General features: G+C 69.0%; 14 protein-coding genes. 7 read left to right on the top strand and 7 right to left on the bottom strand.

Annotated elements, in window-relative coordinates:
• Positions 1–21: 21 nt before the first annotated feature.
• The 5 genes from K2F54_RS02140 to K2F54_RS02120 all read right to left on the bottom strand — a co-directional run bounded on the left by K2F54_RS02140 (position 22) and on the right by K2F54_RS02120 (position 4,947).
• Complete coding sequence (locus K2F54_RS02140; RefSeq protein ID WP_220604201.1) at positions 22–1,248, bottom strand: XdhC family protein; 1,227 nt, start codon at positions 1,246–1,248, stop codon at positions 22–24.
• Between the two features lie 2 nt (positions 1,249–1,250).
• On the bottom strand, positions 1,251–2,111 hold the full coding sequence (locus K2F54_RS19480; protein WP_308287469.1) for an ABC transporter permease: 861 nt from the start codon (positions 2,109–2,111) through the stop codon (positions 1,251–1,253).
• Positions 2,108–2,911 carry an ABC transporter permease gene (locus K2F54_RS02130; protein WP_220604200.1) on the bottom strand — a complete coding sequence of 268 codons (804 nt, stop codon included), beginning with the start codon at positions 2,909–2,911 and terminating at the stop codon, positions 2,108–2,110. The genes K2F54_RS19480 and K2F54_RS02130 overlap by 4 nt, the downstream gene beginning before the upstream one ends.
• Positions 2,911–3,732, bottom strand: a complete 822-nt coding sequence (locus tag K2F54_RS02125) for an ABC transporter ATP-binding protein (RefSeq protein WP_308287468.1) — start codon at positions 3,730–3,732, stop codon at positions 2,911–2,913. Before K2F54_RS02125 ends, K2F54_RS02130 begins: the two co-directional genes overlap by 1 nt.
• 126 nt (positions 3,733–3,858) lie before the next feature.
• Positions 3,859–4,947: an ABC transporter substrate-binding protein gene (locus tag K2F54_RS02120; protein ID WP_220604198.1), complete on the bottom strand. Its 1,089-nt coding sequence runs from the start codon at positions 4,945–4,947 to the stop codon at positions 3,859–3,861.
• 35 nt (positions 4,948–4,982) lie between these two features.
• Here K2F54_RS02120 and K2F54_RS02115 point away from each other — a divergent pair, with 35 nt between their 5' ends.
• Positions 4,983–5,126, top strand: coding sequence for a hypothetical protein (locus K2F54_RS02115; RefSeq protein ID WP_220604197.1), 144 nt, complete (start codon positions 4,983–4,985; stop codon positions 5,124–5,126).
• A 143-nt stretch (positions 5,127–5,269) separates the two neighbouring features.
• The gene (add, locus tag K2F54_RS02110; RefSeq protein WP_220604196.1) at positions 5,270–6,301 is read left to right on the top strand and encodes an adenosine deaminase; all 1,032 of its coding nucleotides are present in this window, start codon (positions 5,270–5,272) and stop codon (positions 6,299–6,301) included.
• A gap of 3 nt (positions 6,302–6,304) precedes the next feature.
• Here add and K2F54_RS02105 read toward each other — a convergent pair whose 3' ends face one another.
• A complete protein-coding gene (locus tag K2F54_RS02105) occupies positions 6,305–6,886 on the bottom strand; it encodes an alpha/beta hydrolase (RefSeq protein ID WP_220604407.1) in 582 nt (193 codons plus the stop codon).
• 260 nt (positions 6,887–7,146) lie between these two features.
• Here K2F54_RS02105 and allB point away from each other — a divergent pair, with 260 nt between their 5' ends.
• Genes allB through K2F54_RS02090 form a run of 3 tightly spaced genes read left to right on the top strand, consistent with a single transcriptional unit; the run spans position 7,147 to position 10,972 of the window.
• Positions 7,147–8,571, top strand: coding sequence for an allantoinase AllB (gene allB, locus K2F54_RS02100; RefSeq protein WP_255576612.1), 1,425 nt, complete (start codon positions 7,147–7,149; stop codon positions 8,569–8,571).
• 44 nt (positions 8,572–8,615) lie between these two features.
• Positions 8,616–9,524 (top strand): factor-independent urate hydroxylase, encoded by a 909-nt coding sequence (gene pucL / locus K2F54_RS02095; RefSeq protein ID WP_220604195.1) that lies wholly within the window; start codon positions 8,616–8,618, stop codon positions 9,522–9,524.
• Between the two features lie 2 nt (positions 9,525–9,526).
• On the top strand, positions 9,527–10,972 hold the full coding sequence (locus K2F54_RS02090; RefSeq protein ID WP_308287467.1) for an amidohydrolase family protein: 1,446 nt from the start codon (positions 9,527–9,529) through the stop codon (positions 10,970–10,972).
• A gap of 69 nt (positions 10,973–11,041) precedes the next feature.
• On the opposite strand, the gene K2F54_RS02085 is transcribed toward K2F54_RS02090, so the two are convergent.
• Positions 11,042–11,521: a GNAT family N-acetyltransferase gene (locus tag K2F54_RS02085; protein WP_220604194.1), complete on the bottom strand. Its 480-nt coding sequence runs from the start codon at positions 11,519–11,521 to the stop codon at positions 11,042–11,044.
• A gap of 70 nt (positions 11,522–11,591) precedes the next feature.
• Between K2F54_RS02085 and K2F54_RS02080 the strand changes: the two genes are divergently transcribed.
• Both K2F54_RS02080 and K2F54_RS02075 read left to right on the top strand, forming a co-directional pair.
• Positions 11,592–12,071, top strand: a complete 480-nt coding sequence (locus tag K2F54_RS02080) for a bleomycin resistance protein (protein ID WP_220604193.1) — start codon at positions 11,592–11,594, stop codon at positions 12,069–12,071.
• A complete protein-coding gene (locus K2F54_RS02075) occupies positions 12,025–12,846 on the top strand; it encodes an SOS response-associated peptidase (RefSeq protein WP_308287466.1) in 822 nt (273 codons plus the stop codon). The genes K2F54_RS02080 and K2F54_RS02075 overlap by 47 nt, the downstream gene beginning before the upstream one ends.
• The last annotated feature ends 105 nt before the right edge of the window (positions 12,847–12,951 follow it).

The following is a 12,951-nucleotide window of genomic DNA, read 5'->3' as shown; positions in this document are numbered from 1 at the left end:
GAGATGGTCTCGACAGGAACGCTACTGCTGGGTGGGCACCGTTTCGTCGCCCGAATCGGGTGAGGAAGGGTGGTGGATCGGCCCGGTGCCCTGACGCAGTTCGGCAGCGGAGGAGCCCGTGCGGGTGGCCAGCACCTCGGCGAGGATCGACACCGCGGTTTCCTCCGGGGTGCTCGCGCCCAGGTCCAGGCCGATCGGCGAGTGCAGGCGGTCGAGCTGGGCCGCGCTGAGACCGGCATCCCGCAACCGGGGCAGGCGACGCTCGTGGGTGCGCCGGGATCCCATGGCGCCCACGTAGGCGACCGGCAGGGCGAGCGCGGTGGTCAGCAACGGAATGTCGAACTTCTCGTCGTGGGTGAGGACGCAGAGCACGGTGCGCGCATCCGTCGCGGTGTCGGCCAGATAGTCGCTCGGCCAGGCCACCACGACCTCTGCGGCGGTGGGGAACCGCTCGGCCGTGGCGAACACGGCGCGGGCGTCGCAGACGGTGACGCGGTAGCCGAGCAGGCTCGCGGCCGCCGAGAGCGCGGCGGCGAAGTCGACGGCGCCGAAGATGATGAACCGCGGCGGCGGGGCGGCGACGAGGAAGAGCACCCTGGCCTCGGCGGCAGCCGGGTCGACGGCGCCGCCGGCGCAAGCCACGGTGCCCAGCGCGGTCTGGCCGGCACTCATGCGGGCGCGCAGCTCGGAACGGATGCGCCGCACGCTGTCTGGGTCGAGCCCCTGCACAGCGTCGAGCCCGTGCACAGCGTCGAGCCCGTGCACAGCGTCGAGCCCGTGCACAGCGTCGAGCACCCCGTCGACGTCGTCGTGCGGGCCGACGACCAGACCGGCGCCGGGTCCGGCGACGATCACCGCGAGGCCGGCGGCCTTACCGGCGACGGCGGCGCGCAACTGCCGCAGGACCGGCTCCGGCACGGCATTGCGGGCGCCCGCCGGGGCCAGTTCGGTGAGGTAGACCTCGATGCTTCCGCCACAGCTGAGCCCCGCCGCGAAGGCGTCGTCGTCGGTCACGCCGAATTCGGTCACCTGACGCCGCCCGTCGGCGAGGACCTCCGTGGCGGCCTCGTACAGGGCGCCCTCCACACAGCCGCCGGAGATGCTCCCGATCACGGTGCCGGTGTCGGTCACGGCCATCGAGGTGCCCAGGGTGCGCGGCGCGCTGCCCAGCACCCGGGTGACCGTCGCGACCGCCAGCCGATGCCCCCGGTCGAGGGCATCGAGCAGCGACCCGGCGATTTCGAGCACGGTCAGCTGCCCGCGCTCTGGCCCATGCCCATCCGTCGCAGCACCAGGTTCTCGGCGAACTGCGCCACACCGTAGAGCACCATGGAGACGATCGTGATGACGACCACGGACGACCACACCTCGAAGTTCTTCACCTGGGCGACGGCAACGACGATGCCGTAGCCGAGACCCTGGCCGGTGGCGAGCCACTCGGCCAGCAGGGCACCGGTGATGGCGCCCGGGATGGAGATCTTGATGGCTGCGAAGAACGACGGCAGCGAGCTGGGCAGCGCCACCTTGCGGAGCGCCGTGAACGGGGTGCCGCCGTAGACCGCGATGACGTCGCTCACCTGGGGGGACGCCGACCGCAGCCCGAAGGCGATGTTCACCAGCGCCGGGAAGAGCACCACGATGGCTCCGGTGACCACGGCGATGCTGGGGCCGCGACCGGTGATGAGGATCAGTACCGGTACGAATGCCACCAGCGGCACGCTGCGCAGCAGCAGGGCGATGGGCATCAGGGCGTGCTCGATGCCCTTGGAGAGCGTGAACAGGGTGGCCAGGACCAGGGCGAGCACCATACCGGCGACGAAGCCGAGGAAAGCGTCGGTGAGGGTGATGCCGAGGTTGGTGAGGATCAGCGCCCGGTTCTCGGCGGCCGCCGGAACCGTGAAGAGCCAGTTGAAGACGTCCAGCGGACCCTTGGCGATGAACGGGGAGACACCGAGCGCCAGGATCAGGCCCTGCCAGGCCAGGAGCACGATCACCAGGGTCAGCAGACCCGTCGTCACCGCCCGGCCGACGTAGCCGCCGAGGCCGCGCACCTGCGCACCGGTGCTCTTGGTGCTCACTCCGGTGTGCACAACTACTGTTGGGGCGCTCACGAGGTGCTCCGTCCGGTGGTCCAGGGGGTGGCGAAGCGGGAGATCATGGCGAACAGCAGGTAGCCCAGGCCGGCGAGGAGGCCGGCCACCAGGGCCAGGCTCCACACCCGTTCCACGTTCGCGGCGTTGCCCGCGGCGAGCATGGCCAGGCCGAGGCCGCGCTCGGCGCCGCCGAGGTACTCGCCGAGGATGGCGCCGAGCAGGGCGGCCGGGGCCGCGATCTGCAGGGCGTTGAGCACGCTGGGCATGCCTGCGATGAGCCGGACCTTGCGCAGTTGAGTGAACTTGCTGCCGCCGTAGACGGTGACGAGGTCGAGGCTGGCGGCATCGGCGGCCTTGAGGCCGACCAGGGAGCCGACCACGGTGGTGAAGAACACCGACAGGGCGGCCAGGAAGACCGCGGTGCCGGAGGGGTCGCCGCGCGGCGGGCCGATCACGATGTAGGCGATCGGGCCGATGGCCACGATCGGCACGCAGTAGGTGATCACGGCGATCTGCAGGGCGATCTTCTCGATACGGGGCACGACCAGGACGAGACCGGCCAGCAGCAGGGCGAGGCCGTTGCCCCAGAGGAAGCCAATCGCGGCCTCGCTGAGGGTCATGGTGATGTGCGGCCAGTAGAAGCCCACACCGTCGTTGACGAATTGACCGACGACTTCGGCCGGGGTCGGAATGGCGCCGCCTGGCACTGACCCGGAATTCTGGAAGATGGTCAACGCGCTCACCCACCAGAGCGCGACCACGACGACGATGCCGATCAGGCCGGTCGCCCAGCCGGGCAGGCCCCTGGTGACCGGCATCAGTGTGCGCCGGCCGCGGCCGGGGTGTCGCTGCCGAAGAGCAGTTCGGAGGCGCGGTCGTGCAGGGCGTGGAACTCCGGGGTGCGCATCATCTCGGGCAGGCGCGGTCGGGGCAGGTCGATCTCGATGACCTCCTTGACGCGGCCGGGCCTGGGGCTCATCACGGCCACCTGGTCGCTGAGGAAGATGGCCTCGGAGATGCCGTGCGTGACCATCAGGGTGGTCGCGGGCTTCTCGGTCCAGATGCGCAGCAGTTCGATGTTGAGGCGCTGCCTGGTCATGTCGTCGAGCGCGCCGAACGGTTCGTCGAGCAGCAGGACCGACGGCTTGAGCACGAGGGAACGGGCGATCGATACGCGTTGGCGCATGCCACCGGACAGCTGCGCGGGCTTGGCCTTCTCAAAACCGGTGAGGCCGACGAGCTGGATGAGTTCGGTGACGTAGTCCTCGTCGACGGGCAGCCTGGCGACCTCGAAGGGCAACTTGATGTTGCTGCGCACGCTCCGCCACGGCAGCAGGGCCGAGTCCTGGAAGGCGATGCCGAGTTCGTGGCCGCTGCGCAGCTCCGTGGGGCTCTTGCCGTCCACCCGGGTGGTACCGCTGGTGGGGTTCTCGAGGCCGGCGAGGATGCGCAGGATGGTGGACTTGCCGCAGCCGGAGGGGCCGAGCAGGGAGAGGAAGCTGCCCTTGTCGGTGTGCAGGTTCGCGTTGTCGAGGGCGACGACCTCCTTGCGGCCCACCGTGAAGGTCTTGTGCAGCTCTGAGATGTGCAGGCCGGTCCCCGAGCTGGTGGCGGGTACAGCGGTGTCGATCGTGCTCACGTCGTACATTCCTTACTGGGCGTCGTCGGGTACCTGGTCCAGTATCGCCGACGGCACCCGCCTGTTCAGACGGGTGCCGCGGCGATGCCGATGGGTGGAGCGACGTGCGGGTGATGAGGTAGTGGGTTACTCGCCGTAGGCGACGAGGTCCGGGTTCTCTTCGTAGACCTCGGCCAGCAGGCTCATGTCGAACAGGGTCTCCGCGTCGATCTCGACACCGGCAGCGGCCAGGGTCTCGATGGACTGTTCCTGCAGTTCGTCGCTGATGGTGAAGAGGCCGTTTTCCTCGGTGTCGGAGCTGACGACGAGGTCGGTGGCCTGGATCTCCGCCTGGCGGGTCTCCTTCTCCATGGTCAGGCCGAGCTCGCTGCCGTAGGTGTCGACGGTGAGGGTGGCGGCGGCGGCGGGATCGTTGATCGCATCCGACCAGCCCTTGATCTCGGCGACCAGGAGGGCCTTGAGCATCTCGCGGTCGTTCGCGATGGCTTCGTCAGAGGCGGTGAAGGTCTCGGCGACGAACGGCAGGCCGTTGTCGGCCAGCGGCAGGTTGACCGGGTCGAGGCTGGCCAGTTCGGCGTCGATCGACTCGTTGGTGAGGTAGGCGAACCAGCCGTCGACCTCGCCGTTGAAGAGCGGGGTCGGGTCGTACTCGACGGGAACGACGGTGAGGCTGGCGGGGTCGATCTCGTTGACGGCGAGGAACGCCTCCCACAGGCTCTGGTTGCTGGCCTGCACACCGATGGTCTTGCCCGCGAGGTCGTCGAGGGTGGCGATGTTGCCGACGCCGGCCAGCGAGAGGATGGTGAACGGGTTCTTCTGGTAGGTCGCGCCGATGATCTTCAGCGGGGCGCCCTCCTCGGCGATGACGGTGCCGGTGGAGATGGCGTTGCCGATGCCCAGGTCGACGTTGCCGGAGAGCACGCCGGCCTCTGCCGATGCGGGACCGGGGATGAGGTCGACGGAGTCGAAGCCGGCCTCGGTGAAGTAGCCGGCGTCATCGGCGACGAACTCGCCCATGAACTCGGCGTTCTTGATCCAGGAGAGCTGGATGCTCGCGTCGCCGAACGAGGCGTCCTCGCCGGAGCCTGAGTCGGAGGAGCCGGCGTCGCCGGCGCAGGAGGACAGCACCAGGGTGAGGGCGGCGGCCACGGCGACGCCGGTACCGATCCTCTTCACCGATCGGCGGCTGAACGGGGAAAGTGGGGTCTGCGTCATGACGCTGGTCCTCTCGATGGTGCTCGGGGGTTGCCGTGGAACTCAACGGCGTGCTGGGGCGGATTGCCGGATTGCTGATCGAAAACGTGCTGTACTGCTGGGTGCTGTGCTGCTGGGTGATTGCGGTGTTTCAACACGTCGCATCCGCTGCAACGAATGTTCGATCTCTCGAACACTAGGTGCTCTGTGTGACGCCCCGAAGACCGAAACATTTCCGGCTCATTACGACCCGCACAGCGCGGCTGAAACGCGGGATTCCTCCCCGGCGGACCCGGAACCCTGGCGTGATAGCGTCACGGGGTCCACTCAGAAAGGAACCCCAATGTCTTCCGCTATCGTACCCACCGCCGCGTTCGTCAGCGGACTGCCGAAGGCAGAACTGCACCTGCACCTCGAAGGAACCCTCGAGCCCGAGCTCAAGCTCGAGCTGGCCAGGCGCAACGGCGTGGACATCGGCCAGGACACCGTGGACGAGGTGCGCGCCACCTACGCCTTCGACTCGCTCGCCAGTTTTCTCGCCGTGTACTACCCGGCGATGGACGTTCTGGTCACAGAGGCGGACTTCTACGACCTGGCCAGCGCCTATTTCCGTCGCGCCGCCGCCGACGGGGTGCGCAGGGTGGAGGCGTTCTTCGATCCGCAGGCGCACACCTCCCGCGGTGTTCCGATCGAGACCGTCATCGTGGGGTATCACCGGGCCGCGGTGGACGCGGCCGAGCTGGGCATCTCCGCCGAACTGATCCTCTGCTTTTTGCGCGATTTCTCGGCGGAGAGCGCGCTGGAGACCCTCACCGCCGCTCTGCCGTATCGCGACCGGTTCATCGGGGTGGGCCTGGACTCCGACGAGCGGGAGAACCCGCCGGCGAAGTTCGCCGAGGTCTTCGCGCTGGCTCGGGCGAACGGGCTCAAGCTCACCATGCACTGCGACATCGATCAGGTCGGCAGCATCGAGAACATCCGTCAGGTGCTCGAAGACATTCAGGTGGACCGGATCGACCACGGCACCAACATCGTGGAGAACCCCGAACTGGTCACGCTGGTGCGCGAGCGCGGTCTGGGCCTGACCTGCTGCCCGGTGTCGAACAGTTTTGTGACCGCGGACATGAAGGCCGTCGAGATGGTGGCTCTGATGAACTTCGGTGTGCTGGTCACGGTCAACTCCGACGACCCGGCCTATTTCGGCGCCTACGTGGCCGACAACTACCTGGCGCTGGCGGAGAAGGCCGGCCTCGACGCCGACGAGCTGGTGCTGCTGGCCAAGAACTCGTTCACGGCCTCCTGGCTGCCGGATGCCGAGAAGCAGGCTCAGCTGGACGCCATCGACGCCTACGTCGCCGGGTTCGCGTCCGAATAGCGGCTACTCGGTGCTCCGGGCGCCGACGGCCTCCCTCGAGGTTTCCCTGGCGGCCTGACGGATGAGGTCGGCCACGGCATCCGGCCTGGACACGGCGACGGCGTGGGAGGCATCGATCTCAACGGTGGTCGAGTTCGCGCGGGCGGCCATGAACCTCATCGACTCCGCCGGGATATTGAGGTCCTGCGTGGTGATCAGTGTCCACGACGGGATCGATGTCCACGCGGCCTTCTCCGCGCGGTCGTCCAGTGCGCTGGCGGTGATGGGTCGCTGTGTCGCGGCCATGAGTTCGGTCGTCGCGGCAGGGACGTCGGCGGCGAAGACCGCCCGGAACATGTCCTGCCGGATGTACAGGTCGGTTCCGCTGGCGGCACCGGTGGAGAACGGCACCGGGTTGAGAGCGGGGCCGAGTTCTCCACCCGGGTACTTCCCGGCGAGCTCGGCCGTGCTCTCCCCCACCTCGAGGAGGAAGCTGGCGATGTAGACCAGAGCCCGCACCTGGTCGGCGCCGTCGGCCGCCTCGCTCAGCACACTGCCGCCGTAGGAGTGACCGGCGAGAACGATCGGTCCGTCGACGCTGGCGATGACACTCGTTCCTTTCTCTGTTGGAGCGGCTCGGTGTCAGGCGACATCGTGGACGGCAACGGGTGCGCGCTGTGCAGCGCGTCCGAGACCGATCGACGAACACCGATACAGTGCAACGCCACCGGTGGACTGTCAAGATCCGTCGGCCCATCGAGACCGGCGGGGTGACACATCCGTGTTTCATCACGGCAGGTTTCGTGTGTCGGGCAGATTTCAGAACCCCGGAACAGGGCGCGAATGACTTCACTAGGGTGACAGATATGTCACCATACGAGGCCGCTCGAGCCGCCGGAACCGAGGAGGAGATCCCGATGTACGACCTGGTCATCCGCTCGTCCCGAGTGCTCATCGAGCACGGTGCGACGCCCGGCTTCGCACCCGCAGCGGTCGCGATCACCGCCGGTGTCATCCGGGCGATCGAGCCGCTGGATGCTGCGCTCGAGGCCACGCTCGACCTCACCCTGCCGGCCGACCAGGTGCTGCAGCCGGGCATCGTCGACACGCACGTGCACGTGAACGAACCAGGCCGCACCGACTGGGAGGGCTTTGCCAGCGCCACCCGCGCCGCCGCCGCCGGCGGGGTCACGACGATCATCGACATGCCGTTGAACAGCATCCCGCCCACCACCACGGCGGCCGCACTCGAGCTGAAGCGGGCCGCCGCAGGTCCCCAGGCCAGCGTGAACGTGGGGTTCTGGGGCGGGGCGATCCCGGCCAACCTCGGTGCGCTCCAGCCGCTGCACGACGCGGGTGCGTTCGGTTTCAAGGCCTTCCTCTCCCCCTCAGGGGTGGACGAGTTCCCGCACCTGACCCCGGAACAGCTCGAGGCCGCTGCCGCCGAGATCGCCGGCTTCGGCGGGCTGCTCGTGGTGCACGCCGAGGACCCGGCGGTGCTCGAGCGCTCACAGAACGCCGGCGGCACCGACTACCTGGACTTCGTGGCCAGCCGCCCTGATGCCGCGGAGGACGCCGCGATCGCCAGGGTGATCGACGTGGTGCGACGCACCGGGGTGCGCGCGCATATCCTGCACCTCTCCTCGGCGCAGGTGCTGCCCCGGCTGGCGGCCGCCCGTGCCGAGGGGCTGCCGATCACGGTGGAGACCTGCCCGCACTACCTGAGCTTCGCCGCCGAGAGCATCGCCGACGGCGCCACGGCGTTCAAGTGCTGCCCGCCGATCCGCGGTGAGGACAACCGCGACCTGCTCTGGCAGGGCCTGGTCGACGGCGTGATCGACCTGATCGCCTCCGACCACTCCCCCGCCACCCGCGAACTCAAGCTCGGTCACGGCGGCGACTTCGGCCTGGCCTGGGGCGGTATTTCCGGCCTGCAGCTGAGCCTGCCCGCGGTCTGGACCGCCGCCAGGGACCGTGGCATCAACCTCGCGCAGGTGCTGCACTGGATGGCCCGCGCCACGGCCGGCTTCGTCGGTCTGCCCGCCGGCGCCATCACGGTCGGCGCCGAGGCCGATCTGGTGGCCTTCGCCCCCGAAGAGCACTTCACCGTCACGGTCGACGCGCTGCGGCACAAGAACCGGGTGAGCGCCTTCGACGGCAGCACCCTGTTCGGCCGGGTGCACACCACCTGGCTGGCCGGCGTCGTGGTGTACGCGGCCGGTGATGACGCGGCCGGCGCGCCCGGCGCATCCGCCCGGCAACCCGCAGGGCGCCTTCTCAGCGCCCGCTGACCCTCGACGAGCACAGCATCATGCCTAACCAGAAGGAGCACCCCATGTCGATCGTTCTCGGACCCAACCGCTACGGCAAGGCGGAGAACCGCATCGTGCGCATCTACCGCGACACGCCTCGCCACGAAATCCACGACATCAGCGTCTCCACCGCCCTGCACGGCGACTTCGCTCAGGCCCACCTCGCCGGCGACCAACTGCAGGTGTTGCCCACCGATACCCAGAAGCAGACCGCGTACTCCTTCGCCAAGGAAAAGGGCCTGCTCTCGATCGAGAGCTACGGTCTCGACCTGGCTCGCCACTTCGTCGACCACATCAACTCGGTGGCCGGTGCCAGGGTGGAGATCGAGGAGTTCGCCTGGGAGCGGGTCGTCGTGGACGGCACGGAGCACGACCACACCTGGGTGCGGCGCGGCCAGGAGGTGCGCACCGCGGCGATCTCGGTGGAGGGCACCGGCGAGAACCAGCAGGTCTGGGTGGTCGGCGGTCTCAAGGATCTGATCCTGCTCAAGTCCACCGGGTCGGAGTTCTCCGGTTTCATGCAGGACCCGTACACGCTGCTGCAGCCCACCCACGACCGGGTGATGGCCACCTCGCTGACGGCGGGCTGGCGCTTCACCGACCACACCGACGTGGACTGGGAGGCCAGCTACGCCGGCATCGCCGCGATCCTCAAGACCCAGTTCGCCGTCGTGCACTCGCTCGCGCTGCAGCAGACCCTGTACAAGATGGGCGAGGCCGTGCTCGAGGCCTACCCGAACATCGCCGAAATCCGGCTCTCCGCACCCAACAAGCACCACTTCCTCTATGACCTGTCACCATTCGGTGTGGAGAACAACAACGAGGTCTATCACGCCGCCGACCGCCCATACGGGCTCATCCAGGCCACCGTGATGCACGATGACGCCACGGATGCCGGGCCCGCCTGGGATTCGTACACCGGGCTGGTCTGAGGGTGACGAGCACCCCGCCCGCCGGCTCACCCGGCAGTTCCGGCCTGGCCGGGGTCTACCTCGGCCACGTCTTCCACGTGGCCGGATCCCCCGCCCTGGCCGAGGCGCCGGCTCACCTGGTGTCGCTGCCGCAGGGCGCGCTGGTCACCGCCGGCGACGGCACCATCGCCTGGGTCGGCCGCGCGGTCGACCTGCCCGCCGGGTACTCCTCCCTGCCGGTCACCGACACCGGGGGCGGGTTCATCCTGCCCGGCTTCGTCGATACCCACGTGCACTTTCCGCAGACCTACTCCACGGATGCGTACGGCGGCGGCCAGCTGCTCGAATGGTTGGACAACTGCGTGTTCCCGGCCGAGACCCGGCTGCAGGACGACGAGTTCGCCGCGAACATCGCCCGCGACTTCACCCGGCGGCGCAGCATGGCCGGCACCACGAGCGCCCTGGTGTTCGGCTCGGCCTTCCCGCACGCCCAGGACGCGCTGTTCGCGGAGTCGGAACGGGCCGGGCTGCGCCTGGTCAGCGGGCGCGGCATCCAGACCGTCGGCCCGGACTCGGCCAGGGCCCTGGTCACCTCGGAGGCCGTGGCGCTGGAGCTGGTCAGCGACGAGATCTCCCGCTGGCACGCCCGCGACACCGGGGACTCGCGCACGGCGCTGCTGCAGGTGGCGGTCGTGCCCCGGTTCAGCCTGTCGGTGACGCCGCACAGTCTCGCCGCGCTCGGCGAACTCTACGACGGGGTGCGCGGCGACGGGGTCTACTTCCACAGTCACCTCAACGAGAACAACCGCCCGGAGACCGGCGAGATCGACGTGGTCAAGTCGATCTACCAGGTCGAGAACTACCTCGACACCTACGACGGCAAGTTCCTGCCTGGCTCGGCCGTCGGCGGGTCGAGTCTGCTCGGCCGGCGCAGCATCCTGGCGCACGCCGTGCACTGTGAGGATGGTGAGCTGGCTCGCCTGGCCGAGACCGGGTCGTCGATCGCGCACTGCCCCACCTCGCAGCAGTTCCTCGGCTCCGGCACCATGCCGTGGACCCGCACGACCGGTTTCGGCGCGAACGTGTCGCTCGGCTCCGACATCGGTGCGGGCGACGAGTGGCTGATGAGCCGGGTGCTCAACGACTGCTTCAAGGTGCACCTGTCAGAGCCGGGCGACGCCGGCCTGTCGATCAGCCCGGCCGAGCTGCTCTTCACGGCGACCCTGGCCGGTGCCAGGGCCCTGGACATGGAGGAGCGCTACGGCAATCTCGACGTGGGCAAGGACGCCGACTTCCTGCTGATCGAGCCAGACAAGTGGGAGCCGCTCGCGGCGGTGCTGGCCAACGGCATCCGTGCCGACGACGAGGCCATGGCCACCGACCAGACCCTGTTCGCCCTGCTGATGGCCCTGCGTCAGCCGGCGATCACCGGCGTCTTCGTGCGCGGACGCCGGGTCACCGCTCCCTAGCCACCCGCGATCGTCGGCCCGAACTGTTCCCCGTGCGGACACAGTTGCGGGCGCTTGCGGCGCGGGCGGTCAGGCAGGGCGGGTGGCCTGCAGCAGCCGGGCGGAGGCGGCGAAGCCGGCCCGCTCGTACGCGGTGACCGCGCCGGGGGTGGACTGCACGGTCACCCGTTCGAGGCCGGCCTCGAACGCGTGCGCCAGCACCGCGGCGATCATCCGCCCGCCGATGCCGGAGTCTCGCTCAGTGGGAACGACGTAGACACACTGCAGGTCGCCGGAGGCCCGTACGGGGGCGCGTGAACTCGGCACCCGGGGCACGGTGGCTAGCCAGGCCATGCCGATCACGGTCTCACCGCGGGTCACCACGGTGCAGTGGTGTGACGTGTCGTGGGCAGCAGCCCAGTCGGCGAAGATCGCCAGGAACTCGGCGTGGCCGACCGAGGGGGTGCCGTCGTTCTCCAGCACCCACTGCCAGCGGAGTTCTGCCACCGCCAGCAGGTCTGCCGGTTCGAGGTGACGGATGTGGATGGGGCGGTCCGATTCGGCGGTCATGAGTCGATTGTGCTGCACCCGGTCTGGTCAGGGTGCGGGCGACGCGGCTGTGGCGGTCATACTGGGACGCATGACTGCAGTGGCACCGGATGGCGGTAGCGGGGTACGCGACGAGCCATCGGTACGACCGGAGCCGGTGTTCTTCCCGGATCTCGTACCCGAGCTCCTGGTTGAAGATCTCGCCGCCAGCCTCGCCTTCTGGGTGGGACTCTGCGACTTCGAGGTGCTCTACGACCGGCCGGACGACGGCTTCGCGTACCTGCGGAGCGGCACCGCGCATCTGATGCTCGAACAGGTCGGCATCGGCCGCAACTGGATCCCCGCCGCCCTGGAGCGGCCGCTGGGTCGCGGCATCAACTTTCAGATCATGCTGCCCGACATCGCGCCGCTGCTCGGGCGACTGGCTGCCGCCGAGTGGCCACTCTTCATGCCCGCCGAAACCAAGTGGTACACCACCGGTGAGACGCGGGCCGGGGTCGCCCAGTTCCTGGTGCAGGACCCGGATGGGTATCTCGTACGGTTCTCGTCGCGGGTGGGCGCCGAGGACTGAACCCGGCATCCGCGTGACTCTGTCGCACGCGCGGAGTACTGTCGCCCTCATGTGCGGGAGATTTGCGATGAACGAAGATGTCGACGACCTGATCCAGGAGTTCGTCGCGGCCGGCGGCCGGCCAGGCGACTGGCGGCCCAGCTACAGCATCGCGCCCACGGACCCGGCGCCCATCGTGCGCGAATGGCGGCCGGAGGGAGCCGACTCCCCCACCCGGGAGGTGACGCTGGCCCGCTGGGACTGGCCGCAACCGGCCGGGACGCCGCGGCGCGGGCCGATCATCAACGCCAGGCTGGAGAAGCTCGACCAGCGCTTTTGGGTGGGCGCGTTCTCCAACGCCCGCTGCATCGTGCCCATGCTCGGCTACTACGAGTGGACCGGCGAGAAGGGCGCGAAGCAGCCGCACTTCATCCACGGCGACGGCCTGCTCGCGGCCGCCGGGGTCAGCTGGGCGTCGAAGGATGACGACGGCGAGTGGTCGCGGGTCTTCGCCGTCATCACCAGGGAGGCCAAGGATGCATCCGGCGAGGTACACGACCGGATGCCGGCCTTCCTCGAACCAGACACCTGGGCCACCTGGCTGAACCCGCAGTCCATCACCACCGACGACCCGACGGTGTCAGCCCGAAACCGCCGCGACATGATCGACCTGCTGGATGGCACGTCGACGGCCGTGGCGGCCACCATGCGCACCCGTCTGGTGGACCGCAGGGTGAACAGCGTGCGGGCGATCGACCCGCAGGATGCGACCCTGATCGAGCCGGTCACGGGGTAGCCGCCGCGCGACCGATTCGGCCCGGAGCACTCCTCCACAATCAGGCTGCGCACGGTCCTTTCCACACCTGACTTTTCCGGGCCTGGAGTGTCGGTGGTGGGTGCG

The organism is Cryobacterium inferilacus, assembly GCF_019599185.1.
GTDB lineage: Bacteria > Actinomycetota > Actinomycetes > Actinomycetales > Microbacteriaceae > Cryobacterium > Cryobacterium inferilacus.
The sequence above is the reverse complement of the archived record's forward strand: the minus strand, read 5'-3'. Positions and strand labels throughout refer to the sequence as shown.

Coding starts and splice junctions, on each gene's coding strand:
- K2F54_RS02130 (WP_220604200.1), bottom strand. CDS start 2,911: ATGCCGGTCACCAGGGGCCTGCCCGGCTGGGCGACCGGCCTGATCGGC.
- K2F54_RS02120 (WP_220604198.1), bottom strand. CDS start 4,947: ATGACGCAGACCCCACTTTCCCCGTTCAGCCGCCGATCGGTGAAGAGG.
- add (WP_220604196.1), top strand. CDS start 5,270: ATGTCTTCCGCTATCGTACCCACCGCCGCGTTCGTCAGCGGACTGCCG.
- allB (WP_255576612.1), top strand. CDS start 7,147: ATGTCACCATACGAGGCCGCTCGAGCCGCCGGAACCGAGGAGGAGATC.
- pucL (WP_220604195.1), top strand. CDS start 8,616: ATGTCGATCGTTCTCGGACCCAACCGCTACGGCAAGGCGGAGAACCGC.
- K2F54_RS02085 (WP_220604194.1), bottom strand. CDS start 11,521: ATGACCGCCGAATCGGACCGCCCCATCCACATCCGTCACCTCGAACCG.
- K2F54_RS02080 (WP_220604193.1), top strand. CDS start 11,592: ATGACTGCAGTGGCACCGGATGGCGGTAGCGGGGTACGCGACGAGCCA.
- K2F54_RS02075 (WP_308287466.1), top strand. CDS start 12,025: ATGGGTATCTCGTACGGTTCTCGTCGCGGGTGGGCGCCGAGGACTGAA.